At 60.4% G+C, this 23,857-nt stretch carries 22 protein-coding genes and 1 pseudogene; 9 read left to right on the top strand and 14 right to left on the bottom strand.

Annotated features, from left to right (window positions below; translation table 11 throughout):
* On the top strand, positions 1 to 858 hold the full coding sequence (locus V1T76_RS22655; RefSeq protein ID WP_330562957.1) for a carotenoid 1,2-hydratase: 858 nt from the start codon (positions 1 to 3) through the stop codon (positions 856 to 858).
* Here V1T76_RS22655 and V1T76_RS22660 read toward each other — a convergent pair.
* From V1T76_RS22660 to bchI, 6 genes are read right to left on the bottom strand one after another with little or no spacing between them, the layout of a single operon-like run.
* Positions 855 to 1,013, bottom strand: a complete 159-nt coding sequence (locus tag V1T76_RS22660; protein ID WP_330562958.1) for a hypothetical protein — start codon at positions 1,011 to 1,013, stop codon at positions 855 to 857. The two genes, V1T76_RS22655 and V1T76_RS22660, sit on opposite strands and share 4 nt — an antisense overlap.
* Positions 1,006 to 2,172, bottom strand: a complete 1,167-nt coding sequence (locus V1T76_RS22665) for a phytoene/squalene synthase family protein (protein ID WP_330562959.1) — start codon at positions 2,170 to 2,172, stop codon at positions 1,006 to 1,008. Before V1T76_RS22665 ends, V1T76_RS22660 begins: the two co-directional genes overlap by 8 nt.
* On the bottom strand, positions 2,169 to 3,743 hold the full coding sequence (locus V1T76_RS22670) for a phytoene desaturase (protein WP_330562960.1): 1,575 nt from the start codon (positions 3,741 to 3,743) through the stop codon (positions 2,169 to 2,171). The genes V1T76_RS22665 and V1T76_RS22670 overlap by 4 nt, the downstream gene beginning before the upstream one ends.
* Positions 3,740 to 4,657, bottom strand: coding sequence for an alpha/beta fold hydrolase BchO (gene bchO / locus V1T76_RS22675; RefSeq protein WP_330562961.1), 918 nt, complete (start codon positions 4,655 to 4,657; stop codon positions 3,740 to 3,742). The genes V1T76_RS22670 and bchO overlap by 4 nt, the downstream gene beginning before the upstream one ends.
* Positions 4,654 to 6,534: a VWA domain-containing protein gene (locus V1T76_RS22680; RefSeq protein WP_330562962.1), complete on the bottom strand. Its 1,881-nt coding sequence runs from the start codon at positions 6,532 to 6,534 to the stop codon at positions 4,654 to 4,656. Before V1T76_RS22680 ends, bchO begins: the two co-directional genes overlap by 4 nt.
* Entirely contained in the window at positions 6,527 to 7,576 is a 1,050-nt protein-coding gene (gene bchI / locus V1T76_RS22685) for a magnesium chelatase ATPase subunit I (RefSeq protein ID WP_330562963.1), read from the bottom strand. The genes V1T76_RS22680 and bchI overlap by 8 nt, the downstream gene beginning before the upstream one ends.
* A gap of 746 nt (positions 7,577 to 8,322) precedes the next feature.
* Here bchI and V1T76_RS22690 point away from each other — a divergent pair.
* Positions 8,323 to 8,811, top strand: a complete 489-nt coding sequence (locus V1T76_RS22690) for a nucleoside deaminase (protein WP_330562964.1) — start codon at positions 8,323 to 8,325, stop codon at positions 8,809 to 8,811.
* Between the two features lie 80 nt (positions 8,812 to 8,891).
* On the opposite strand, the gene V1T76_RS22695 is transcribed toward V1T76_RS22690, so the two are convergent.
* The 3 genes from V1T76_RS22695 to V1T76_RS22705 are packed head-to-tail and all read right to left on the bottom strand — an operon-like array spanning position 8,892 to position 11,899.
* On the bottom strand, positions 8,892 to 9,863 hold the full coding sequence (locus V1T76_RS22695) for a Bug family tripartite tricarboxylate transporter substrate binding protein (protein ID WP_330562965.1): 972 nt from the start codon (positions 9,861 to 9,863) through the stop codon (positions 8,892 to 8,894).
* Positions 9,853 to 11,391, bottom strand: coding sequence for a tripartite tricarboxylate transporter permease (locus V1T76_RS22700; protein WP_330562966.1), 1,539 nt, complete (start codon positions 11,389 to 11,391; stop codon positions 9,853 to 9,855). The genes V1T76_RS22695 and V1T76_RS22700 overlap by 11 nt, the downstream gene beginning before the upstream one ends.
* A 1-nt stretch (position 11,392) precedes the next feature.
* Complete coding sequence (locus V1T76_RS22705; RefSeq protein ID WP_330562967.1) at positions 11,393 to 11,899, bottom strand: tripartite tricarboxylate transporter TctB family protein; 507 nt, start codon at positions 11,897 to 11,899, stop codon at positions 11,393 to 11,395.
* A gap of 128 nt (positions 11,900 to 12,027) precedes the next feature.
* Between V1T76_RS22705 and V1T76_RS22710 the strand changes: the two genes are divergently transcribed.
* Positions 12,028 to 12,408, top strand: a complete 381-nt coding sequence (locus tag V1T76_RS22710) for a hydroxyisourate hydrolase (protein ID WP_330562968.1) — start codon at positions 12,028 to 12,030, stop codon at positions 12,406 to 12,408.
* Between the two features lie 37 nt (positions 12,409 to 12,445).
* Here the strand turns inward: V1T76_RS22710 and uraD are convergent, their stop codons facing one another.
* A complete protein-coding gene (uraD, locus tag V1T76_RS22715; RefSeq protein WP_330562969.1) occupies positions 12,446 to 13,054 on the bottom strand; it encodes a 2-oxo-4-hydroxy-4-carboxy-5-ureidoimidazoline decarboxylase in 609 nt (202 codons plus the stop codon).
* Between the two features lie 104 nt (positions 13,055 to 13,158).
* On the opposite strand from uraD, the gene V1T76_RS22720 reads away from it, so the two are divergent.
* Entirely contained in the window at positions 13,159 to 14,112 is a 954-nt protein-coding gene (locus tag V1T76_RS22720) for a LysR family transcriptional regulator (protein ID WP_330562970.1), read from the top strand.
* Between the two features lie 121 nt (positions 14,113 to 14,233).
* On the opposite strand, the gene V1T76_RS22725 is transcribed toward V1T76_RS22720, so the two are convergent.
* Together V1T76_RS22725 and V1T76_RS22730 are read right to left on the bottom strand one after the other, a co-directional pair.
* Entirely contained in the window at positions 14,234 to 15,325 is a 1,092-nt protein-coding gene (locus tag V1T76_RS22725; RefSeq protein WP_330562971.1) for an ROK family transcriptional regulator, read from the bottom strand.
* Positions 15,326 to 15,385: 60 nt separating this feature from the next.
* The gene (locus tag V1T76_RS22730; protein WP_330562972.1) at positions 15,386 to 16,027 is read right to left on the bottom strand and encodes an SGNH/GDSL hydrolase family protein; all 642 of its coding nucleotides are present in this window, start codon (positions 16,025 to 16,027) and stop codon (positions 15,386 to 15,388) included.
* 379 nt (positions 16,028 to 16,406) lie between these two features.
* Here V1T76_RS22730 and V1T76_RS22735 point away from each other — a divergent pair, with 379 nt between their 5' ends.
* The 5 genes from V1T76_RS22735 to V1T76_RS22755 all read left to right on the top strand — a co-directional run bounded on the left by V1T76_RS22735 (position 16,407) and on the right by V1T76_RS22755 (position 21,729).
* A complete protein-coding gene (locus V1T76_RS22735) occupies positions 16,407 to 17,480 on the top strand; it encodes a substrate-binding domain-containing protein (RefSeq protein ID WP_330562973.1) in 1,074 nt (357 codons plus the stop codon).
* Between the two features lie 98 nt (positions 17,481 to 17,578).
* The gene (locus tag V1T76_RS22740; protein WP_330562974.1) at positions 17,579 to 19,072 is read left to right on the top strand and encodes a sugar ABC transporter ATP-binding protein; all 1,494 of its coding nucleotides are present in this window, start codon (positions 17,579 to 17,581) and stop codon (positions 19,070 to 19,072) included.
* A gap of 25 nt (positions 19,073 to 19,097) precedes the next feature.
* A complete protein-coding gene (locus V1T76_RS22745; RefSeq protein WP_330562975.1) occupies positions 19,098 to 20,060 on the top strand; it encodes an ABC transporter permease in 963 nt (320 codons plus the stop codon).
* Positions 20,061 to 20,062: 2 nt separating this feature from the next.
* Positions 20,063 to 21,019, top strand: a complete 957-nt coding sequence (locus V1T76_RS22750; protein ID WP_330562976.1) for an ABC transporter permease — start codon at positions 20,063 to 20,065, stop codon at positions 21,017 to 21,019.
* Positions 21,020 to 21,048: 29 nt separating this feature from the next.
* The gene (locus V1T76_RS22755; RefSeq protein ID WP_330562977.1) at positions 21,049 to 21,729 is read left to right on the top strand and encodes an SGNH/GDSL hydrolase family protein; all 681 of its coding nucleotides are present in this window, start codon (positions 21,049 to 21,051) and stop codon (positions 21,727 to 21,729) included.
* A gap of 378 nt (positions 21,730 to 22,107) precedes the next feature.
* Here the strand turns inward: V1T76_RS22755 and V1T76_RS22760 are convergent.
* Together V1T76_RS22760 and V1T76_RS22765 are read right to left on the bottom strand one after the other, a co-directional pair.
* Positions 22,108 to 22,343 (bottom strand): annotated as a pseudogene (locus tag V1T76_RS22760) (IS6 family transposase); the annotation flags it as partial.
* Between the two features lie 404 nt (positions 22,344 to 22,747).
* On the bottom strand, positions 22,748 to 23,767 hold the full coding sequence (locus V1T76_RS22765) for a LacI family DNA-binding transcriptional regulator (RefSeq protein WP_330562978.1): 1,020 nt from the start codon (positions 23,765 to 23,767) through the stop codon (positions 22,748 to 22,750).
* Between the last annotated feature and the right edge of the window lie 90 nt (positions 23,768 to 23,857).

Genomic DNA, 23,857 nt, shown 5'->3' on the forward strand with positions numbered 1-23,857 from the left:
GTGATTGCCTTTGTTGGCTCGGTGTTTTCGCCCTATTACCACTGGTCCGGTCGCAACAGGCCCGAGAACCATGTCGCGGTCAATGTCGCCCTCTACGGCCCGCAGGCAAACAGCTGGTCCATGACGGAACGCGGGCAGCCCAGTTTGAGCCGCACGCCCGATTGTCTCGAAATCGGTGGCAGTCGTCTTGTCTATGCCGGAGGCGGACTGGACATTCATTTCGACGAAATGGCTTTGCCCTGGCCCGGACAGCGACTGCTGCCAAAACGGATCCGGGGCCATATCCGTATTCAGCCGGAAATCCATAACACCACCGAACATCGGCTCGATCCGAATGGCCGGCATATCTGGTGGCCGGTGTTTCCCGGTGCGCGGGTCCGGGTCGTCAGCGAACATCTGCCGGATGGCGGCTGGCAGGGCGAGGCCTATCACGACTTCAACGCCGGAGACCGGCCACCGGAAGCCGACTTTCTTGGGTGGGACTGGGCGCGCGGGCGCAGCGGGACAGGCACTGCAACGATCCTGTATGATGCTGTTCTGACCGACACCACACGGCGCACCCTTGGGCTTTCCTATTTGGCGGACGGCCGGTCGGTCCGGTTTTCACCTCCGCACCGGCGCCGCTTGCCGCGCGGGTTCTGGGGCGTTCAGGGTGGTATTTGCTGTGACGCGGATGCGACGCCAAGACAGCTGCGCAAATTCGAGGACAGTCCGTTTTACAGCCGCAGCCTCGTTGAAACGCGGCTGGCAGGCGAGGCCGTCACGATGGTTCAGGAAACCCTGAATTGCAGACGGCTTTCCAATCCGCTGGTGCGGCTGATGCTGCCGTTCCGGATGCCGCGAAGGGTGGTCGTCTAATCGTCCGCCTGTTCCCGGTTGGCCTTGAGCTCTTCTTCTCTGGCCCGCGTCTTCTGCCGGGCCTTTTTCAGGTCGTGCCGTTGCCAGAGGAAGAAGGCAATGGCGAGACCAAAAACAAGCAGGGCCTCGATCAATCCGAAATAATTCTCAAACAAGGCTGGCTGCCTTTTCCCGGGCAGTCAGGCGGCGGAAGCGCCGGTCATCGCGAGCGTCGCTCTGCAGACGCATCATGATGCTCAGGAAGCGGTCCGGGTCCGCGCGTCCCACACCCGCCGCCCTTGGAGCCTCGGCAAAGGACCGGGCTGCCATCGACACCAGACTGGCTGTAGCGGGATCGGGAGCTTCGTCCAGAAGTCCGGTGTTGCAGGTCGGTCCACCGAGCGTGACCCGGCGGGCTCGCAGCATCAAGGAGAGCTTTTTGGTCAGGCCGGTGCGCGCGCGATGGCTGACGCTGTCATATCCGTTTTCTGCTACGGCCACGCCGATTTCTTCATAGACCAGCGCTGCCGTCCGGATGGCCGGTTGGCAGTCCGGGGGCAGGACCTCAATTCCCACGTGGCCCAGCCGGTAGTGCCGGCTTGCCTCTGCCAGAAGCCGTCGAACGACGGTGCCGAGGGCAGGGGAGAAGCGCGGCGACTTCAGGAAATTTTCGGGATCCACACCGGCGTCTTCCAGCCAGTCCATGGGCAGATATAGCCGGCCGTTGCGCGCATCCTCACCGACATCGCGGGCGATGTTGGTGAGCTGCATGGCAATGCCGAGATCCGCGGCACGGGCGAGCGCGTTCGGATCACCCGTTCGCATGGCCAGCGACATCATCAGGCCCACGGTCGAGGCGACACAGGTGGCGTAGCCTTTGACTTCGGCGATGGTCCTGTAGCAGCGGTTGGAGATGTCCATAGCAAACCCCTCCAGCAGCGCCAGCGGCACGGCCTTGGGGATCGCGTAGGTCTTGACGGTGCGCGCGAAGGCCCTGTCGCAGGGATAGGCGGCCGGTCTGCCCAGATAGATCTGGTCGAGACGGTCGTGCAGCTGGTCCAGCGCCTTCTGGTTCGCGCGCGCATCGTCGATCAGGTCGTCGGCATGGCGGCAAAAGGCGTAAAGCGCCTGGGCGGCCTGTCGGGTCTCCCGGGGCAGGATCATCGCGGCAAGGTGAAAGGACTTCGAGCCTTTCCGAATGGCCGCGGCGCAAGCCGCGAGATCGGTTTGATGTCCGGAGAAGCCATAAGCCTCACCGCACGGCGGTGTGCGTCTCGTCCGATGCGAGACAACAGTTTGAAGACCTGCAAACGTGTCCAGTCTGACATCGGTCATGACTTGCCGTCTCCTTCCTGCGCTTTTGGCGGCATCGACGTGAAGCTTGCCGGGTCCGGTACCAAGTCGGCGACGATCCGGGCAGAACAGACAACGCCCGGCAGACCCGCGCCCGGATGCGTGCCGGCGCCGCAAAGATAGAGATTGTCCAGTTCCTCGCTCTTGTTGTGCGGCCGGAACCAGGCACTCTGGAACAGTTTGGGTTCCAGCGAGAAGGCCGCGCCTTGCCAGGAAAGAAGCCGGTCGCGGAAGTCGATCGGGGTCGTGACACGCGAGGTGACAATGTGCTTGCCGAGCTTCGGCAGCAGGGTTTCCTCCAGGTGGCTTGCAACCCGGGCTCGATAGCTTTCGGCCTTCTCCGCCCAGTCGGTTGTGCCCGCAAGATTGGGCACGGGGCTGAGCACGTAGAAAGCATCGCAGCCTTCAGGTGCGACAGAGGGATCGTTCGCGGAAGGCCGGTACAGGTAGAGGCTGAAATCCCGCGCAAGCGTCTTTGTACTGAAGATGTCTTTGAGCAGGCCGCGATAGCGCGGCCCAAACAGCATGGTATGGTGACCAACGTCGTCATAACGCCGGTTCGTTCCGAAGTACCAGACGAACAGGCTCATCGAATAATCGCTGTTCCGGATTTTCCTGTCGGTCCAGCGCTTGCGCGGTAGGTCCTTCAGCAGCCTTCCATAGGTCATGGCCGGGTCGCAGTTCGAGATGACGATATCTGCCGGAACCGCTTCCCCGCTGGCCAGGCGGACACCGGTTGCGCGGCGCCCCTTTGTCAGGATGGTCTCGACAGTTTCCCCGAGACGAAGCCTGCCACCGTTGCGCCGGACCAGGCCTGCGATGCCCTCCACAAGTGCGCCCGTACCGCCGAGCGCATAATGCACGCCATGTTTGCTCTCCAGATGGGCGATCAGGCAGTAGAAGGATGTTGCCGTGAACGGATTGCCGCCGATCAGCAGCGGATGGAAAGAGAAGATCGTCCGCAGTTTCGGGTGCCGAAAATGCTTGCAGACGACGGAATGGACCGAGCGATAACCGCCCAGCCGGACGAGTTTTGCCAGCGCAGTGGCGGTAATGCTCTTGCTGTGAAACGGCTGTTCCGCGAACTCCAGGAAAGCAACGTCGTAGATCCTCTTGCTTTCCGCCATGAAACTGCGATAGCCGGCGACGTCCTCCGGCGAAATCTTTGCGACCTCGGCTTCCATGGCGGCCGGATCGCCGGAATAGCTGAACACTGTGCCGTCATCGAAACGGATCTTGTAAAAGGGTGTGTTCGGCCGGATTTCGACATCATCCCCTAAAGATCCGCCGCACTCGGCCCAGAGCTTTTCGAACAGCCAGGGCGCCGTGATGATGGTTGGCCCCGCGTCGAAGGTGAACCCTTCCTGCCTGTAGGCGTAGGCCCGGCCGCCCGGCTTGTCGAGTGGGTCGAATATCGTGACACGGTAGCCGCGCGCGGAAAGTAACGCCCCGGCCGTGAGGCCCCCGACACCGGCACCGATGATCACCGCATGAGGTTTGCCGCCGGCATCGGCAAGTGGTCTCGGATCGTTGAAGCTCTGCGCGATGTTCATGCCGCATTCACTCCATTGGTCCGCTGATTGTTAAGGCTTTCCTCGATCCAGACCCGCACGCGGTCCGGGTCGCATTCATGCAGCAGGTGTCCGCCGCTATCGCTGAAGGTTAGATCTGCGTTGCGGCAAAGGGTGGCGGCGGTCTCGGAGCTTTTTGCGGGCACCATCGGGTCGTCCCGTGCCGCCAGCAGAGCCAAAGGCACCGGCAGGCGGCGCAGCAGGGCCGGTAATTTTTCAAGGTCCCAGGAGGCCATCATGCCAAGCGCACCACGCACGTGACCGGATGAGCCTAGCAACAGCCGGTAGATTGCTTCGCCTTCCGGGTCGATCCTTGATCCTGTTGCGGCCAGCAGGTTGTCGCCAAGCGGTGTAGACCTTGCAAGGATCGAGAACATCGAAGCCGACAACGGATTTGCAAACAGAGCCTTGGCCATTGGCGACAGCAGCCGGTTGCCGCGGATCGGCTTAAGGGCACCATTCACACTGAAGACCATTTGCGGCGTTGTGGCCGGTTCAGACCTGACAGACGCGACCAGGGACAGGCCGATCACTGCGCCAGCGGAATGGCCGATCACGAGCTGCGGCGTGATCTTGAGATGCCGCAAGAGACCGCGGACCGCCAGGGCCATGCCGTCAAGCGACAGGTCCGAAACCCCGAGGGGCCGGGTGAAGCCATGGCAGGGCAGGTCCGGCACAACCAGGCAGAAGCGATCCGCCAGCAAGGGCACCAGCGTGCGCCAGGAAAAGGATGCGGCGCCCGTGCCGTGCAGCAGCAGGAATGCGGGAGCATTTTCCGGCCCCAGAACCTGCACATGCCAACGATACCCGCCGCATTCGACAAACCGGCTTGCCGCACGATGCGGCCAGGTGCGGCCGTCCGTTTCCCAATCGAGCCAGGCGCCTCCGGAGCTCATCCGCGCGCCTCCTCTAGGGATGCATTCACGACGTCTGACATGTGCCGTGCGTCCGCATGGCGCAGCACATGGAGATCCGCGCCCATTGCCTCGGCAAGACTGGCAACTGCTTCGCGCGGGCGACGGGCGATGTCGATGCAGATTGAACGGACTTCATGGCGTCGGCAGCAGGTTGCAACGTGGCTCAGCTGCTCGGCGGCAAGGACGCGGTTCGCACTGCCGTCGAGCGCGATGTTGCCCCGGCCATCGGTCAGAAGCACCAGAACCGGTGTGCTGCCCTGACGGCGAACGCCAAGAGCCATCTCAAGGCCGCGCTCTAGGCCGGCAACAAGGGGAGTCGGTCCGCCGCCGGGCAGGCCGATCAGCTTGCGCTTGGCCATCACCAGAGAGCGTGTTGGCGGCAGCACTGTCTCGGCCACAGTGCCGCGAAAGGCAATCATGGCGACTTCGTCCCGACGCACATAACAGCGGGAAAGCAATTGCTCGATCGCGCCCTTGGTCTCGCCGAGGCGTTCCAGGGCCGTTGAGCCGGAGGCATCCACCAGGAAGATCGCCGTCGACGGCGTTTCATGACGCAGGCGCTGATAGCGATAGTCGTCCCGCATGACCAGGGTGTGCGGCTGACGGCGGGGCGCGGCGGATGACGTGTTCAGCCGTTCCGCCAGGAGTTGCCGCTTGCGACTTCTGATCAGTTGCCACGGCGCTGCGGCACGAAGCGTCGCGATGATATGCGGCCGGGCGTCCGGGTAGGGGGCGGAGCGGGAGGTGGAGACCGGCCTGCCGCGACGGGAATCCTTTCTCACCGATCCCGACTTGCCGGACTTTCCAGACCTGGCACGGGGAGAGGCGGCGGCCCGGGTGCTGGTGAAGTCAGGCATGCCGGCAATCGATCCCGCCTCTACCGTTGCGAGAAACTCGCTGAGGGTCGACGGTGATGAAAGAGCGTCGCTTGTGTCGCAGCCCGCTTCCGGCGGTGGAGCTGTCTCAGTGCCCGGTGAGGGCATCCTTTCTGCGGCTGCCTTGTCTTGTTCCGGCGTGTCCTCCTGGTTGGCCCTATCCTGTTGTGGTGGCGAGAGCGCCACGCCAAGAGACAGGCGCAGCGCGATCAGGGCATCCGTCTCGCCAACGCAACGCCTTCCGTCGAGCACCGCAAGGAGGCGGCTGATTCTGGCAAGAAGCTGCAACACGCGCAGCGACGGCGCACCAGCGGCACTTGCCGCTGCCGACAGAAACCGCAGCAGTTCGTCATTGAGCACAACGTCCTGATAGCCTGACTTGCAGATGTCTGAGGCCGTCTCGGGAAACCCGACCTGGCTCCAGGCGACGGAATTCAGGTCGACAATCAGACCAAGCCTGTCCGCGAGGGTTTCGGGCAAGCCTTCCTCTGGTGTGGCGCTTTCATCAAGGGCTACCACCTGAAAGCGCGCCGCGTCCTGGTCCGCGCGTTTGCCAGATGGACAGCGGCCCGTGTCCATTGCCGCACCGATAAGGGCAGCGGCCGGTGTTTCCAGGCGTTCGGCCATGGGCAAGAGCAAGACGCCGAGGTTCGCCTTCGCAAGCAAGCCAGGCTGGTACACAAGGTGTCCTGCAAGAGCCGTCGCGGGAACATCTATACTGCCAGCAAAGGCGGAAAGCGGAGCAGAGGCGGGCGCTCGAACCCAACGGTGACTTGAGGGAAGAAGGGCGCGGAGATGATCAAGATAGGCGTCAACCACACCACCCGCGCGGGCCTTGATCCAAAGGCCACCAACACTGGGGCCACCTGACGCAAAAATCCTCGCGGCAAGAAGAGCATCTTGCCAAGGGTTGGGTGCGGATTGGCACGGTTCTATCCCGAACGCCGTTTCAAGGGCGTTGATGGCACTCAGGTCATCCATGACCGGCCCCGGCCTGCACAGCAATGTCGAGGGCGGCGACGGCCCGTTCGATGCGCGGCGTGCTCCCCGCGTCGTCTAGCGGGTCGCGACGCAACCGGTGACAGAGCACCATTGGCGAAATTTCCGAAACGTCCTCCCAGCTGACTTCCGGCCGTCCTGCAAGCGCGGCAGCGGCGCGGCAGGCTCGCATCAAGGTCAGTTCGCCGCGCATGCCGTCAATGCCGAGGCTCATGCAGAGTTGCGACATGCGCGAGAGTACGCTGTCTGGAATGTCGATCTGGCGCAGGATCTTGCGCGCCTTGACGACCTTGTTGCGGATGGCGGCGTCCTTGCGCGACCAGCGGCTACAGAACCCGTCCGGATCGGCTTCGTAGGCGTCCCGGCGTCGAATAACCTCGATGCGGTGGCCGAGGTCGTTGATGGTCCGGATCTCCACACTGAGCCCGAACCTGTCGAGCAGTTGCGGCCGGAGGTCGCCTTCTTCCGGGTTGCCGCTGCCGACCAGAGCAAAGCGCGCGGCATGGCGGATGCTGAGGCCTTCGCGTTCAACAACATTGACACCCGAGGCAGCTGCGTCCAGCAGCAGATCCACCAGGTGGTCTTCCAGGAGATTGACCTCGTCGATGTAAAGAAAGCCCTGGTTGGCCGCCGCCAGGAGGCCGGGTTCGAAATCCTTTTCTCCGGCCACAAGCGCCTTTTCCAGATCGAGCGCGCCGCAGATGCGGTCCTCCGTCGCACCAAGTGGCAGGTCGATCATCGGGGTGCGGATCTGGATCGGTTTTCCCTGTTTCTCGCCGTTTTTCGGGCTGCAGACCGGACAGGCCTCCTGCGGACTGGCTGGTGCGCAATTGAATCGGCAGCCCTGCCTTGTGTCGATCTTGGGCAGTAACTCGGCGAGGGCGCGCACAGCGGTGGACTTGCCGGTGCCGCGGTCGCCGAAGATCAGGACACCGCCCAGAAGCGGCTCGACCGCCGCCATCAACAAAGCCTTTTTCATGTCCTCCTGGGCAACGATCGCCGAAAAGGGAAACGGTCTGGACATGGGAACCACCAATCATGAGTGTCAATTTAAGTTGACACATTTTGCTGGCGGAGAGAAGGGGGTATCGCTTTTTTGATGAGTTCAACAGATCTGATGGTTAGTCTTGGCATCTCCCAGAAGGTCACCAGTGAATTGTGAGAACGGCTTCCTGCGACTTTTTCAAGCTCATTCGGCAGGTGAGCCGAATTGGAGAACCATGGACTGCGTGGCCAGCAACGGACAGAGGAGTACAGTATCAGAAGCGGTTGCAGCACTAAACGCTTCGCCCGCTGCTGAAACGTCAATCGCATGGAGCAGCTAACGCGTTGAGATGCCGAGACAAACCAGTGCACGGATAAATGTTCCATAATCCAAATTATGCGAATTATGCGTGTAGGCGCCCGGCTAGAATGTCAGGGGGGTTGGTCTATTCAGGAATGTCACACTTCCCGTTCTGACAAGAACACTGGGAGAAGCGGCACAGCTTGCGGTTTCCTGCGAGCGCAAGCGGCTGATCCTGGACGAGAACGAGGTGGCAAGCACCTGCCCTTGCAAACCGCGGAAGTCGCACTTCAGATATCGCTCACAGGGCAATTACGGAAGTCGCTGTAGCTCGGTTGCGGGGCACTCACCGCCACCACCGGCCGCCTCCCTCGCCTGCGAAACATAAAGGAGGCTGTCTTCTCTTCAACGCCTCTGCGTGTCAAACTCTCGCAACAGGTTTATGGGTCGACACCCTGGAAGATCACTGGCGCAAAGGTTCGGCAATGTACGAAGAGAATTTCCTTCGTTTGGCGATTGAGCTCTCGGCAACGGCCCTCGAGACCCCGGGAACCGAGCCGTTCGCCGCGGTTGTCGTCCGGAACGGACAGATCGTTGGGAAAGGCATCAACCGGTCTCTGGAAAAGCGTGACCCAACCTCGCATGGAGAGACGGAAGCGATCCGCGATGCCTGCCGAAACCTCGACACGGTCGATCTGCGCGAGTGCGATCTGTATTCGAGCTGCGAACCGTGTGCGCTCTGTGTCGCCGCAATGCAGATCTCGGGAATCCGGCGATTGTACTACGCGGCGGGTCTTGCCGAGAGCAATGCGGCCCTCCAGCATTTGCCCTTGTCGGCACGTTTCACGGTAGACGTGGACACGCTCCGTGAACAGTGCGGAAAGACGGTCGAGGAACGGGCGATGCCGGCACGTCAGGCTCTTTTCGAGGACGCAATGAAGGTGCTGTGCGCCTGGGCCAAACAACGTGCTTGACCACGTGGCCGCTGCGATCCTTGCCCCCGTTGCAGAACCGGGGCCGCCCCGCCGGAAAGCGGGACGGAGGAACTCTTACATTATTCCTTGATGCCGGCGGCTTCGATCAATGGCGCCCAGACACCGATGAGCTCACTGACAAGGGCCTCGTAGTCTTCCGACGACATGGCCACGTGGGTGATGCCGAGATCGGTGAGTTTTTCCTGGACTTCCGGTTTGGCGAATACCGCAAGGACCGTTTCATGGATCTTTTCCCGGAGTGCTGGGTCGAGACCTGCGGGTGCGGACAGGCCGACCCAGTTCTCGATCACGATGTCATATCCCTGCTCCCTGAATGTCGGCACATCCGGCAGCTGCGGATTGCGTTCCGGTGACGCGATTGCGAGCGCGACGGCTTCGCCGTCTTCGATCATGTCACTGTTCTGAACAACCATATCGTAGAAAGAATCCAGCGCGCCGGCCCGGAAATCCTGGATCGCGGGCGCGCTGCCCTGATAGGGCACGTGGATGGATTCGACCGACAACGCCGCGTCCACGGCTTCGCCGAGGATGTGGGAGATCGAGCCTACGCCGCTCGATCCGTAGGTCATTGGTGTCTCCTTCACCTGGGCGACATACGCTTCAAGCGTCGTGATGCCCGACGATGGCTGCACGAAGAGCCCGGGCGCGGATGCGCCAATGTAGGCGACATGCGTGAAGTCTTCGATAGGATCGTAAGGCAGAGACTTGAAGCGCGTCGGCGAAATGGTGAACGGCGCATTGTTCGACAAGATCAACGTCGTGCCGTCGGCAGGCTGCTGGGCAACATAGTCCGCCGCCACGGTTCCGGCGGCGCCGGGGCGATTGTCTACAACCGCCTTTTGCCCGAAACCGGTATCGAGTTGCTGGGCAAGAAGACGGGCGACGAGGTCGCTTGTTCCGCCAGGGGGAAAGGTCACGACGATGCGGACGGGTTCATCGCTCCAGGCGCCCGGCTCCGCCAGCACCGCCGTGGACGTCATGGCGGCGGCGACTGCCATCACCGCACCGGTAAATTGGGCCTTATAGTTCATTTGGCTGTTCCTTTCTGCTTGATCCGAGACGGGCCGCCAATGCGCGGCGGTGCGTTCGTGCCGTGGAGTAGAGTGCGAAAACGATAATCAGCGCAGTGATTGCCAGAAGCGTCGCGCTGATGGGACGCGTCACGAAAACCATGGGATCTCCGCGCGAAAGCAGCATCGTGCGGCGCAGGTGCTCTTCCATCAGGGGGCCCAGAACGAACCCCAGAAGAAGCGGCGCCGGCTCGAACCGGAAGAGGCGCATCACGTATCCGACGACACCGATGACGAGTGTCAGCCAAATGTCGAAAACGTTGTTGTTGAGACTGTAGACCCCCATGCAGATCAGAACGATGATGGTGGGATACATGTATTTGTACGGGATATTCAGAAGCCTCACCCATATGCCGATGAGCGGCACATTCAGGATGAGAAGCATGATGTTGCCGACCAGGAAACTCGCAACCAGCCCCCAGAACATGTCGGGCTGCTCCGTCAACAGGCGCGGGCCCGGCGTGATGCCGTAGATCATGAGTGCCCCAATGACGATTGCCATCGGCGGGCTGCCCGGCACACCCAGCGTCAGCGTCGGGATGAATGCAGTCTGGGTTGCCGAATTGTTGGCCGCCTCTGGAACGGCAACACCCGGCACAACGCCGGTTCCGAAGTCCTTGCGCTGCGGCGAGACCCGTTTTTCCACGGCATAGGCAAGGGCGGCCGCGATGGTCTGCCCGGTGCCCGGCAGCGCGCCGATGAAGGATCCGATGGCCCCGCCCCTCAGGATGGGAGCGAACAGCGATTTCCATTCCTTCTTCGACGGGTAGAAATCGGAGTAGTCCACGGTCTGGGTTGCCGTACCGCTGCGTGTGGCGCGGATCGAGGCGATCACCTCGCCAACACCGAACAGTCCCATCGCGACGATGACGATATGGATGCCGTCACGGAGCTCGGGAACACCCATGGTGAACCGTGTGACCCCGGTGGTGAGATCGATCCCGATGGTGCCCAGCATCAACCCCGTGATGACCATCGCAATCCCCTTCAGGGCACCGCCGTTGCTGACGGCGGAGGCTGCAATCAGACCAAGCAGAATGACGGCGAAGTAGTCTGCCGGAGCAAAGGACAAGGCGAGCTTTGCCAGGAACGGCGACAAGAGAGCGATGACGACCATGCCGATGATACCGCCGCCGAAGGAGGCCGTCGCCGTTGAGAACAGGGCAACACCCGCACGGCCCTTCTTGGCCAGCTGATGCCCCTCGATTGCCGTGATGGAGGCCGCCGGCGTACCGGGAACGTTCAGCAGGATCGACGCCGTCGAGCCGCCGTATTCGGCGCCGTAGAAGACACCGGCAATCATCACCAGCGCCGGCGTGGGATCGAGATAGAAGGTGATCGGCAGGATCATCGCGATCGCCGCCATGGAGCCGATTCCAGGCAGGACGCCAATGAACGTGCCGAGAAAGACCCCGATGAAGCAGTACATCAGGTTTTCGGGCTGCAGCACGACGAGCAGGCCTTGGCTGAAGTTGGCAAGAATGTCCATGCTAGAACTCCAGAAAAGGCTTGATGGGCAAGTTCAGGAGCTCAATGAAGACGCCCCAGCATCCCAAGGCGACGATGATCCCCAGAAGAGCCTTGCCCCGCAGGGAAAGGTTGCGGTCGGGAAGGCTTGCGACGACGACAGTCGCAAAGACCCCAGGCACCAGACCCAGCCGGTCCACGACGATCGCGAAGACGGCCAGCGATGCGGAGATGGCCAGCAGCCCGATCCAGTCCGGCGTTTCCGCAAGTCCGTCGCCCTTTCGCTCCGCAATCACGATGGCCAGCGCGAGCACGGCTAATACGGCGCCCGTTGCAAAGGGAAAGGCGCCGGTCCCAAGACGTGTCGGAACGCCAAGGCCCAGTTGCCATCCGCCCACCATAAAGATGATGCTGAGGACAAGAAGAAGCACCCCGCCAATTTCACCACCCCAGCCCAAAGCCCCGGCCGGACTTTCGATAGCCAGTTCGGCCTGACCATTATCTTCGGGGTCGTTGGAGTGTTGGTTCATCCTTGCCTCGCTTTCACGCAGGGATACCTGCGTTCGAAATGCCGCTGAGGTGGCCTTTGCATCGTTTGATGCGGCGTGACAAAGTTTGCCCGAAGACGTGACACCGCGAGATCAGATGAGGCATCAGGATGACAGATGAAAAAACCGCAGCACAGGCCGGGGGCATCTCCATCCACGCGGTTGACGTTGCGCGCGGCATACCCGCGTCCGGCCTGACGGTCCGGTTGCGGCGCCTGTCGCCAGACCCGGCCTTGGTCGCGGAAGGCGCTTGCACGGCGACGGGGCATTTCATTCATCCTGTCGCGGAAGGAACAGGCGTCCTGCGCGGCACCTACGAGGTGGAGTTCGACGTCGGCGCGTATTTCAGGGCGGGCGGCGTTTCCCTTCCCGACCCGTCTTTTCTGGACGTCGCGGTGTTTCGCTTCGGCATCGATGCCGTTCACGAACATTTCCATCTGCCGTTCAAGTTCACCCCCTGGGGCTTTTCGCTCTTCAGAGGTGGAGCCTAGACGCGACAAAGGCCTCAACGTTCCGGAAAGATGGCGTTCAGACATTGCGCGCCTCGCTGGTTTTTGTCCGCAAACTGTCGGTCTCCACCGCGGAAGCCTGCGTTTCCACCGGGTCTTGCCCTGACTGCAATCCGAAGGCTTGCGCGGCACGGTTCCCGATAACCGAAGCGATTTCCGCCAGCGTCGACACGTGCTCTTCCACCGGCGAAGCAGCCAGCCGGCGCTCATAGGTGTCGAACACCGCCTCCAGATCAGGCATGCGGTGCAGCGCCAGGATGAACGGGTGGCCGAAACGTGCCGCATAGGCCGCATTCATGCGTTTGAGGCGCGCCGCGTCTTCGGTCGCCAATGCCGTCAGCCCGAGACGGCCCTGTTCGTCCGTCGAGGCCTCGGTCATCGTGCCTTCGGTGGCCTCTCGGCCGGCAAGTTCCGGATGGGCACGGAAGAGCTGGACCTGTTTGTCGAACCCTGACGACAGGATCGTTTCGACCAAGCGCCGGGCAACTTCCTGGTCGGAAGCGAAGGGGCGTTGATCGACCACGATTTCCGCCACCCAGGACGACCTTTCGACAATCCGCTCCAGCATCCGGAGCGCTGTCTCCCGTGGCGCGACGTTCAGTTCCTGAAGGCTTCCGGCCTTGGACATTCGGTTCGTTCTCCGTGGCTGTCCAAGTCAGGCTACTCGGCGTTTCCGTTGCAATCCATGATGGAATAGGCAACATTGCATTCTAAAAATTAGGATGATGCACGATGCACCTCCATCTTGTGCCCCGCAGCCTGCACTACATCGAGGCTGTCGCGGAACACGGGTCGATTCAGGCGGCGGCCCGCGCCATCGGCATTTCCGCCTCGGCGATCGACAGGCAGATCAAGCTGCTCGAGGACCGGATCGGTGTTCAGCTGTTCGACCGCCAGACGCGGGGCATGCAGCTGTCCCCCGCGGGTGAAATGTTCGTCCTCCTGGCGCAGAGGTGGCGCGCCGACGAAACCCGCATCCAGTCCGATGTGAAGCGCATGCAGGGTGTCGACTTCGGCCACATCCGCCTTGCGACAATGGACAGCCAGGTGAACGGCGTCATACCGCGTTTTCTTGAAGTCATCGGCGAAAGGTACCCGCGCGTGCGCGTCGATGTGGAAGTTGCGACCCCTGACGGCGCCGCGGAGCTTCTGGACGACGGTCAATGCGATCTGATCCTCGCCTTCAATCTTCGCCGGCTCCGGGACGTGCACGTCATCTGGACTGCCGACCTGCCGCTCTATTGCGTCGTTGCACCTGGACATGCGCTGGCGGAACAGCGCTCCGTGAAGCTTGCGGACGTGCGCAAACAGGCCATCGTCGTTCAGAGCAGGGCCCTTTCGATCCGCCGTATGCTGGATGAGCAGCATGCCTGGGTCTTCGAGGACGGCCCTCCCCCCGTCGTCACCAATTCGCTTCAGCTTCTTAAGCAGCTCGTGATCGGGGGAAGCCATGTTGCCCTGACCTCCGAAATGGACGCTGCCCCTGAACTGATGAACGGCAGCATGATCGCGCTTGAGGTCAAGGCAAGGGGAATTGCCGCGCAGTCAATCAGCGTTGCCGTCAGTGCACGCAGGACCCTTCCACGTATTGCAAACGAAGTCGCAAACTGCCTCGCAGAAGAAGCGTCCAGGACCCTTGCAGCGGTCCGGGCAATCGGCGAACCCCGGGCAGACATTTCCAGATAAAACCTACCCGAATTCCGACAGAAATAATGCTGACTTCTTCAAACGGCTACTGCTTCATTCAGAGTTTTATTTCGCTCCAAAATCGCCATGGTATTCAGTCTGTTAAGCAGAGCCTGCCGGTTTAGCTGACCATGAACCTGGAGCTGAACGGCAGACTGGCCGCGCCGATCGCCTTCGGTGCCGGCACGATGTTGCCGGCGATTGCCTTGATGTCGGGGGTGGCTGCTTCCAGTTTCCGGCAGATATCCTGGCAAATGCTTTCCGGCGCATAGGACGACAGGATGACCGTTTCGATTTCCACGAATTGACCGACCCCATGCAGGGAGGCGCGCATCTGGGAAATCAGCCGTTCTTCCCAATCGGTCACCGGAGCCCCGTAATCTGGCCAGGATCCCGACCGGTCCCAGAGCGGATCGACCTCTTTGCCCTGTGCCGACAGGTCCCTCTCCAGTGCCGCAATGCCGACATCGAAACTGACTTCGGAATTGCCGTTGTAGATCTGGTGATTGAGGACAAGGCGACCGTGCAGGTCGGCGCCGAGGTAGAAGAACATATAGTCCGAAAGCGTCTTGGCAGCACCGAACATGCTTTCACCGCTGGCGGCTGCGGTGATGTCGTTCTGGACAAAAACCGCGATGCCGAGCTGTTCCTCGATCTCCGCCTGCAAGGCCTTGAAATAGGCCTCTTCGTCCATGCCCCCCGAAAGTCGGCGAGGCAGGGCGAGACCGACGCCCGCCAGACGTTCGCGTTCCGCATCCGGCAGCAGCTTCACTGCGCTCGCAATCGTCTCCAGAAATTCCGAATGATTGCTGCCATGGGCGAGCTGCGGATTGGGCAAGGTCTTGTGAAAGCGGATCTTGCCGACAAAGTCGATAAGGACGATATCGGTGTGCCGGTTGCCGACACTGATGCCGATGGAGTAGGCGCCTTCGGGGTTGAGGGTCAGCGGCACGGTCGGCGGGCCCACGCGGCCCTTCTGCGCTTCTCCCTTTGCCACCAGCCCTTCCTGCTCCAGCGACCTGACGAGGACGGACACAGTCTGCGCCGACAGGCCTGTCTGTTCGCCGATTTCCAGCCGTGTTGTCGAAGAATGCTGGAGGAGCAGAGAAAGCACCAACCGTTCATTGTAGCTTCGCACGCTGACAGCGTTCAGACCGGACGCACGGTCGGCTATGCGCAACGGATTGGGCGGAGCGAACCTCATGTCAGGCATGGGCACCCCTCCGGTACGCTGCCGCACAAAGTGCAGCCGGCAGGTCTGCGCGCTGCGAGATCATTTCCACCCGATCGCCTCCACTTCCCGCGCCAGCGCGACACCGAGATTTTCGTGCGCTTCCGCGTTGATGTGGAATCCGTCCAGCGGATCACAGGTCGAGACAGATCCTGCGTCGAAGAAATGCACTTCAAGCGAATCCGACATGATCTCAAACTGAAGGGCAAGTTCATGGGACTTCTGCTGGGCAGCCTTGAAGATGTTTTCCCATTCCTTGATGTCGTCCAGCATCGGTGGCGGCGAAACCACCATGATTTCGGGAACGGTGCCGCCAGGTCCGGGCGAGAGTTCCTTGATGTCATGGATCAGGCAGCCGATGCCCATTGCCACTTCGGACGCGGGCTGGCCGAACCGGGCCTTCAGGTCGTTCGTGCCCAGCATGATGATGACAAGGTCCAGCGGAGCATGGCTCATGAGGCAGGGGCGCAAATAGGTGCGGCCGTTTTTCAATGCGCCTTCGATAGGGTCGTCACGCACCGTTGTCCGGCCACTAAGCCCTTCTTCGATGATGTGCCAGCCGGTACCGAGTTCACGCGCAAGGACACCCGGCCACCGCTGCATCAGGGTGTAGCGATCCAGTGGTGTCCCGCCTGGAATTTGTCCGTGCGTGTTAGAGTCGCCGTAACACAAGATCGTGCGCATGTTGGCAGCATCCAGATTTAATCATTGAAAACAGTCGGTTGACCCGAAGGCCGACCGAAAGCGTTAGCGCCATACATTGCATCGCTCACCAGATCTGACAAGTTCTAGAATTAATCATTCAATATGAATAACTATTGACAGCCAAGTCTCGCCATGATTTTTTTATGGTCCTGGGAGGAGGTCCCACCCATCGCAGTTGCGTTTACCCGCCGCCGGAATGCGTTTCGGCGAACGGCATCGCCTTGTCTGTCGGCCGGCAACCCGTTGTCGCTGCCGGAACGGCGGACCTATGCGAAAAGGAAGGCTGTTCGCCGAGGTCAGGCGCTCGGCAGTCATCCTGCAAGCAGATAAAAGGCCTGACCTTGGAGGAGGAATTTCGATGACTTATTTCAAACCTGCCACGCTGGCGGGCTGCCTGGCCGTCGCCATCTCGTCATACCCGGCGTTCGCCGAAGACACCTTCCTGATGGATGGCGTTACGGCCAGGGATGGCGACAATCCGGTTGTCGAAGCGGGCAAATACAAGAAGGATTGCCCCTGGACCATCGGCATGAGCCATTTCGGCGTGAACGCCAATACATGGACCGTTCAGGTGGCGCATGAATCCGAAGCGGCAGCTGCCAAGAACGACTGCATCACCAAGTTCATTCTGCTCGACGCCGGTTTCGACCAGAAAAAACAGGTGGCCGATATCGAGGATCTGGTAGCACAGAACGTCGATGCGATCATCGTCCAGCCGGTTACGTCAACGTCCGCGGACGCGTCGATTGCCAAGGCTGTGGCCGCCGGCATTCCGGTTGTCCTGCACACCGGTCGTATCGAGAGCGATGCCTATACGACCGAGATCCAGGGCGGCGCTGAACACTTCGGCAAGGTGATGGGCGACTGGCTCGTCAACGAGGTCGGCAATAACGGCAAGATCTGGGTTCTGCGCGGTCTCGCCGGACACCCCGAAGACACCAACCGTTACAACGGCTTGCTGCAGTCTCTGGAAGGCACGAATGTCGAGATCATTGCCGAGGAACATGGCGACTGGCAGTACGACAAGGCCAAGAACCTGTGTGAGACGCTTTATCTGAACAACCCTTCTGTCGACGGTATCTGGTCTTCCGGTGCCGACATGACTCGTGCCTGTGTTGACGTGTTCAAGCAGTTTGGCGCTGAAATTCCGCCGATTTCCGGTGAAGGCAACAATGGCTTCTTCGGTCAGTGGATCCGGGACGGTTTTAAATCCGTCTCCGCGGAATACGCGCCTGCCCAGGGAGCTGCTGGTGTGCGTGCTGCCGTCGCCCTGCTGGAAGGCAAGGAGCTGAAGAAACATTACGACTACAACCCGGCAGGCTGGGACGTCGAAAAGGCAAAGCAATATTACCGCGAAGACCTGTCCGCCAACGTCTGGTGGCCGACCGAGCTGCAGGAGGAAAAGCTCCAGGAGCTCTACGGCAAGAAATAGCCTCCTCCCGAGGCCGGAAGACCTGCCGGTGTCGCAGTTTCGCGCACCGGCTGGTCGCCGACAGCATAGATCCAGCATTTGATCCGGGGGAGAAGGCAATGACTTGCCTCGTTGAAATGTCGAATGTTTCCAAGTCGTTCGGCGGAAGCAAAGCAGTCGACGGCGTATCGCTCAAACTCATGCCCGGCACGGTCCATGCCCTGATGGGTGAGAACGGTGCCGGCAAGTCGACGCTGATGAAGATCCTTGCCGGTGTTCACCAGCCGGACGCCGGAGAGATCTTCCGCGATGGGCGGAAAGTCGATTTCGAGACGCCGAGGGAAGCTCTTGAAGCAGGCATATCCACCGTGTTTCAGGAGCTGTCTCTGCTCGCCAACCTGTCAATTGCGGAAAACATGTTCCTCGGCAGGGAACCAGTTACAGCGTTCGGAACCATCGACAGGGCACGGATGCGGCGTGAAACCAGAAAGGCCCTTGCCGCGTTGGGGCTGGAACTGAACCCCGATATTCTGGTTTCCGAGCTGTCGATTGCAGAGCGCCAGTTCGTCGAAATCGCGCATGGCATCAAGGCGGATGCCTCGGTGTTCATTCTGGACGAACCGACAGCCGCGCTGAATGCGGCCGATGTCGAGGTGATGAATGCCCAGATCAGGCGCTTGCGCGATGAAGGCAAGACGATTGTCTATATTTCGCACCGCATGGACGAGATATTCGGCATCTGCGACACGGTGACGGTTCTCAAGGACGGCAAGCTGGTGGAAACCAGGCCCTTGAGCGGTATGACACCGGACAGCCTGATTGCCCTGATGGTCGGCCGCGAGCTGCAGGATCTTTTTCCGGTACGTGGAACCGCAACATCTCAGAAAGTCCTCGAACTTGAAGACTTCAGGATCGATCCGGACAGCACACCGCTGTCGCTTCATGTCAACAAGGGCGAGATTGTTGCCCTTGCAGGACTGGAAGGTCAGGGGCAGCAGCAATTGCTCAGATCGCTCGCCGGACTTAACAAGGCTTCGATCGGCACCGTGTCCATCAAGGGCAAGGCCTTGCCACTCCCCGTGCCGAAAACATCCGGCATCCGGCAGCTTCAGGCCAGAAAAGTCGGCTTCGTTCCCGAGGACCGAAAGGAAGAGGGTCTCTTTCTGGGGCTTTCCATAGCTCATAACATTGCCGTCGGCCTGTCTTCCGTGCATGGCGAACTTTCCATCGCACGCGATTTTCGCGAGGCGATTGCCGAGACGATGACCAGCATGAACATCAAGGCGTCCGGCCCGTCCGCACCGGTCGGCACGCTTTCTGGAGGGAACCAGCAGAAGGTTCTTCTGGGGCGTTATCTGGCGGCCGGTCTGGATCTGCTGCTCATCGAGGAACCGACCCGCGGTGTGGACATCGGGGCGAAGGCGGAAATCTACAAGTTGTTGCGCAGTTTTACGGACGGGGGCGGCGCGGTTCTGGTCCTTTCCCGCGAGACTGTTGAGCTCATCGGCCTGTGCGACCGCATCTATGTCGTTCATGGCAAGGCGATTGTCGCTGAGTTGCCCGCCGCGACTGCGACGGAGCACCAGATCCTCAACGCCGCCCTGAGCGCCTGACCCTGCCCTCAAGATTGAAGTGATCATGACACAAGCATTTCTCGCGAGATTGACGCAGTCGAAAGGCCGGCAGGGTTTGTGGACGCTGCCCTTGCTGATCGCCATCGTCATCAGCGTTTATCTCGGTCTTAGAACCGATCAGTTCCTCGGTTCTGAAAACCTCTTCAACCTGATTGCTCAGGCGATGCCGCTGGTCATCACGGCCATCGGCCAGATGTTTGTGGTTGTGGTGGGCGGCCTCGATCTGTCGGTCGGGTCCCTGATCAGCTTCACGACGGCCATTCTGGCGCTCGATGCACCGGGCTATGTGACGATACCGGCAGTATTCCTGTTCGCCGTGTTGGTCGGCCTCAGCAATGGCCTGGTGATCACACGTCTCAATGTCCACCCGATCATCGCAACGCTGGCAATGCAGTATATCATTCTGGGCATCACGCGCATCCTGCGTCCGGTCTCCGGAGGCACTGTGCCCGATATCGTTATCCAGTCGGTTGGCGGTTCGCTTTTCGGAGTGCCGATGCCCGTTTTCTGGGGCATTGCGGTTGTTCTGGTAGCCTGGAAGCTGCTGCATGGATCGCGTTTCGGCCTGCATCTGTTCGCCATCGGTGGCGGCGTTGCAAACGGTACGCCGGATGCTGCACGCAACTTCGGCGTTCCGGACCGCCGCAACATTCTGCTCGCCTATGTCGCCTGTTCGTGTTTCGCGGCCCTTGCCGGTGTCTTCCTGGCCGGCCGGATTGTTTCGGGCGATCCCAATGTCGGTCTTTTGTTCGAACTGGATGCGATTACCGCTGTCGCCGTCGGCGGAACCCAGCTTTCCGGTGGGATCGGCAGCCTGCAGGGCACGGTGATCGGCGCGCTGGTTCTGGCGCTCCTGTCCAACGGCATGAACCTCACTAATGTGTCGCCCTTCATCCAGACCGCGATCAAAGGCGGTCTCCTGCTTCTGGTCGTGGGGCTCCAGACCCGCAAGAAGATAGGGCTTTGATCATGTCAGTGATCGTGAAGCATCCTTTCCTGCAGCGCCTGCTGCGCGTTCCGCCGGCGTATTACGTGTTCGCCATCCTGCTGATAACGCTCTGGATCGCCAGGCCGCACATGCTCAACGCCAATATCATGGGCATCTTCATACGCCAGGTGGCGCCGCTCGGCGTACTGGTTCTGGCGCAGCTTCTGGTGATGCGCGTGAAGAGTATCGACCTGTCTGGCGGCGGCATCATCCTCCTGGTCAACTACGTCATCTCCTCGGGCATCTTTCCCGGAGCGTCGATGCCGTTCTTCATCGGACTCAGTCTGGCGATCGGTACCGCAATCGGTCTCTTCAACGGCTGGATGATCGGCAAGCGCCGGGTTTCCGCAGTCATCGTTACGCTGGCCGTCAGCATCATTCTGGTCGGGTTCGTGCAGTATCTTTCAAGCGGCAAGCCACCCGGTGATGTGCCTTCCTATCTGAACGACATCTACAACATCAAATGGGGCCCGGCTCCGGTTCCGGTGCTGTTCTGGTTTGCGCTGACCGTGGCGATGGCGCTGTTTCTCTCAAAGACGGTGTTCGGCAGGTATGTCACCTCGGTCGGCGAAAACCCGGAAGCGGCACATTTTTCGGGTGTTCCGGTCGAGCGAACCGTCATTCTTGCCCACACGCTGGCCGGTTTCATCGCGGCAGTCGCAGCCCTTGTGCAAACCGCGTCCATCGCGGTCGGCAGTGTCCGCGTCGGTCTCGACCTGCCCATTCTGGCGGTGGCGGCAACCATTCTCGGCGGTGTCGTCTTCGGCCGGGGCGAAGGCGGTGTCTGGGGCCCGTTCTTCGGGGTTCTGTCCTTCGCTCTCTTGTTCGTCGTGATGACCACCTTCGGCATCGATGACCCGGGCAAACTCATTGCCCAGGGGCTGATCATCCTGCTCGCCGCCATCTTCTACGGCATCAGAACGTCCAGATCCAATTGAGCCTTTCCGTAAAATTTGAGGAGGAAACAATGGCAAACGAAAAATCGATACTTTGCTTTGGGGATTCGCTGACATGGGGCTGGATCCCCGTCGTCGAAGGGGCCCCGACCCTGCGCTATCCGTATGAACAGCGCTGGACGGGAGCAATGGCCGCCGAGCTGGGCGAAGGGTACCGCGTCATCGAGGAAGGCCTCAGTGCCCGCACGACGAGCGCGGACGATCCCAACGACCCCCGTCTGAACGGAAGCCAGTACCTGCCGTCGGCCCTGGCCAGCCACTTGCCGCTCGACCTCGCGATCATCCTTCTGGGAACCAACGACACCAAGCCGTTCTTCAATCGCACGCCCTACGACATTGCCTATGGCATGTCGAAACTGGTCGCGCAGGTGCTGACAAGCGGTGGCGGCATCGGCACGTCTTATCCGGCGCCAAAGTGCCTGGTCGTCGCACCGCCGCCCCTGACGCCTATGCCGCATCCCTATTTCCAGGGCATGTTCGGCGGGGCCCACGAAAAGTCGGCGGCGCTGGCCGAGCAATACCGGAACATGGCCGATTTCATGAAGGTCGATTTCCTCAGCGCGGCTGACTATATCACCACTGACGGCTGCGACGGCATTCATTTCACTGCCCAGAACAACATCGACCTGGGCAAGGCCATTGCCGGAAAGGTTCGGGAGATCCTGAGCCGGCAGAAGGCCGAAGCGGCCTGAATGCCGGCTTTCACGCTGTAATAAGTGTCGACGAGAATTAGCTTTCGGATAGAAAGATATTTCGGTCGAAAGCCAAACCCAACGAGCCGGCAGCTGAAAATCAATACGTTTTTGCTTGAGCTGAGGAGCGGCCAAAAATGGCCGCACCTTGGTTGCAAGTCGGAATCGCAGAGTTATGCCAGCGGATTCCTCAATAGTGGCAGTTATGCCTTTCGATAAACCCGTCGACCGCAAACGCACTTACCGTCCTAGGTTCTTCTGTTTGCAGTATCAGGATAAGCGGATCATTTGACCGGTAATTCGGCCAAATGACTTGGTTCTTGGCTCTGTTGCGACTATTGAGATCGGGCAGTTTCTAACCTTTGCCGGGTCGTCTGCTCAGGTTCTGGCATCCTGAGGATGGATTTGGAGCATAGCCATCGCATCGGTGAGCGCGCACGGACTGATGTCGAACGCCCTCTCGACAATGCGGCCTCACCGAGGACAGCGTTCGAGAAGTTGAAGATACCAGCCTGGACCTCGCGCAGGGCACGCATGACCTCAAAACACTTGATGGTTTCATAGGTGGACCTCATGGTCTTGAAGCCGCGTACCGGCCGGATAAGCTGATTGACTTACCGTTGCTCGACATCATCGATGTGCACGAGAGCATGTTGGAAAAATGCGAAAACGAAGCGCAACACCAGGAAAGTCGCTAGGCACTTGAACAAAATGAAACCCCATCAGCGGCCGCAGGCGCTGGCGAGGTTGTTGGTCAGAGACTACCCATTAAAATTTGGTATTCGCAGCGCGTGGGCTGTCAATGCAACTCGTTGAGCTTGTTTTGCAGGTGGGCCCCCTCCGGCGTCGCGAGCAAATTGATAACGCCGTTGCTTGCCTCTCTCGGGTTGCCGGTGTTGCCGAAATCCTGCGAAAGTCCCAAATGGCGGTGCAAAGCAGTCATTGGAAAACATGGCTGAGAGATGTTGGTAGGCCCCCCTACCCTTGCAAACCGCAGAACTCGCACCTCAGATATCGCTCACACCCCTTTTGTCGACTTCCGGGGGATTAGACTTGGGGTGATTTTGTGAATGGATTTGGGGATCTGCTCATCAAACAATAGCTGTAGCGCAACCTCCGCAACACGGTCGAAGGGCACCCTGACGGTGGTCATGGGGACAGGGAGGTGGCTAACTATTGGGATGTCATTGTATCCCACCAGCGAGATGTCGTTAGGAACGGAGAGACCCTTTCGGGCGATAGCTGACATGCTGCCTATCGCAGTGTTGTCGTTGATCGCGAAAATCGCGGTTGGCGGTTCACTCAGCGCCAGGAGAGCATCCGCAGCCGTCTCTCCTGATTCAATGCTGAAACTGGAAGGCACGACCAACTCGGGCTCTTTGTCGATCCCTGCCTCTTCGAGCGCCTGGAGATACCCTGAGAGGCGTCCAAGCGAACTGGTTGCATAATCCGGCCCGGCAATGATTCCGATCCGGCGATGGCCGAGATCGATTAAATGCCGTGTTGCCAGGTAACCGCCTAACTGATCGTCACCAACCGAGGCCGCGCTCGATCCGTTGTGCCGGAGGGCAAATACGAACGGAATGCCCCAGTCCCGCAGCTCATCCGCGAAATGGTCGTTTTCGCGCGCAGTCGTGAGGATGAGGCCATCGACCCCGCGGCGGATCAGCATTTCGGCGGCTTTCCGGCTGGCATCGGGATTATCGTCCGTCGTGGCGACAATAGCGAAGCGGCCTTCACGGGCGGCGGCTTTGCTGACTTCTTCGTAGAACATGGCCATTACCGTATCCGTCAGGCGGGGCACGATCACACCAATCGTTCCGGTGGAGCCACGCCTGAGACTGGCAGCGGATACGTCTCGCACATAACCGAGGCGCCTGGCCACCTCCTGCACTTTCCGCGCCTTAGGTGAAGCGGAACTTGGCAGACGCTCGTCCAGCATTCTGGATACCGTGGATTTCGAAACCCCGGCTTCCCGTGCGACGTCGTGAAGTGTCACCCGAGCTCTTGATTTAGTAGAGCTTTCGTCGCCCGACATAGCCATTTCTCCAGTCCCGTTTCTTTGTGCGACGAAAACTATCACTTGACATGGGAGGCTGGCAACGTATTTTTGGGAACGTTCCCGCAA

The sequence above is a fragment of the Roseibium sp. FZY0029 genome (assembly GCF_036350355.1).
Lineage (GTDB): Bacteria > Pseudomonadota > Alphaproteobacteria > Rhizobiales > Stappiaceae > Roseibium.

Bases quoted from the DNA above. Each gene is read 5' to 3' on its own strand.
- V1T76_RS22665 (WP_330562959.1), bottom strand. From the start codon at position 2,172: ATGACCGATGTCAGACTGGACACGTTTGCAGGTCTTCAAACTGTTGTC.
- V1T76_RS22670 (WP_330562960.1), bottom strand. From the start codon at position 3,743: ATGAACATCGCGCAGAGCTTCAACGATCCGAGACCACTTGCCGATGCC.
- bchO (WP_330562961.1), bottom strand. From the start codon at position 4,657: ATGAGCTCCGGAGGCGCCTGGCTCGATTGGGAAACGGACGGCCGCACC.
- V1T76_RS22680 (WP_330562962.1), bottom strand. From the start codon at position 6,534: ATGGATGACCTGAGTGCCATCAACGCCCTTGAAACGGCGTTCGGGATA.
- bchI (WP_330562963.1), bottom strand. From the start codon at position 7,576: ATGTCCAGACCGTTTCCCTTTTCGGCGATCGTTGCCCAGGAGGACATG.
- V1T76_RS22690 (WP_330562964.1), top strand. From the start codon at position 8,323: ATGTACGAAGAGAATTTCCTTCGTTTGGCGATTGAGCTCTCGGCAACG.
- V1T76_RS22695 (WP_330562965.1), bottom strand. From the start codon at position 9,863: ATGAACTATAAGGCCCAATTTACCGGTGCGGTGATGGCAGTCGCCGCC.
- V1T76_RS22700 (WP_330562966.1), bottom strand. From the start codon at position 11,391: ATGGACATTCTTGCCAACTTCAGCCAAGGCCTGCTCGTCGTGCTGCAG.
- V1T76_RS22705 (WP_330562967.1), bottom strand. From the start codon at position 11,899: ATGAACCAACACTCCAACGACCCCGAAGATAATGGTCAGGCCGAACTG.
- V1T76_RS22710 (WP_330562968.1), top strand. From the start codon at position 12,028: ATGACAGATGAAAAAACCGCAGCACAGGCCGGGGGCATCTCCATCCAC.
- uraD (WP_330562969.1), bottom strand. From the start codon at position 13,054: ATGTCCAAGGCCGGAAGCCTTCAGGAACTGAACGTCGCGCCACGGGAG.
- V1T76_RS22720 (WP_330562970.1), top strand. From the start codon at position 13,159: ATGCACCTCCATCTTGTGCCCCGCAGCCTGCACTACATCGAGGCTGTC.
- V1T76_RS22725 (WP_330562971.1), bottom strand. From the start codon at position 15,325: ATGCCTGACATGAGGTTCGCTCCGCCCAATCCGTTGCGCATAGCCGAC.
- V1T76_RS22730 (WP_330562972.1), bottom strand. From the start codon at position 16,027: ATGCGCACGATCTTGTGTTACGGCGACTCTAACACGCACGGACAAATT.
- V1T76_RS22735 (WP_330562973.1), top strand. From the start codon at position 16,407: ATGACTTATTTCAAACCTGCCACGCTGGCGGGCTGCCTGGCCGTCGCC.
- V1T76_RS22740 (WP_330562974.1), top strand. From the start codon at position 17,579: ATGACTTGCCTCGTTGAAATGTCGAATGTTTCCAAGTCGTTCGGCGGA.
- V1T76_RS22745 (WP_330562975.1), top strand. From the start codon at position 19,098: ATGACACAAGCATTTCTCGCGAGATTGACGCAGTCGAAAGGCCGGCAG.
- V1T76_RS22750 (WP_330562976.1), top strand. From the start codon at position 20,063: ATGTCAGTGATCGTGAAGCATCCTTTCCTGCAGCGCCTGCTGCGCGTT.
- V1T76_RS22755 (WP_330562977.1), top strand. From the start codon at position 21,049: ATGGCAAACGAAAAATCGATACTTTGCTTTGGGGATTCGCTGACATGG.
- V1T76_RS22765 (WP_330562978.1), bottom strand. From the start codon at position 23,767: ATGTCGGGCGACGAAAGCTCTACTAAATCAAGAGCTCGGGTGACACTT.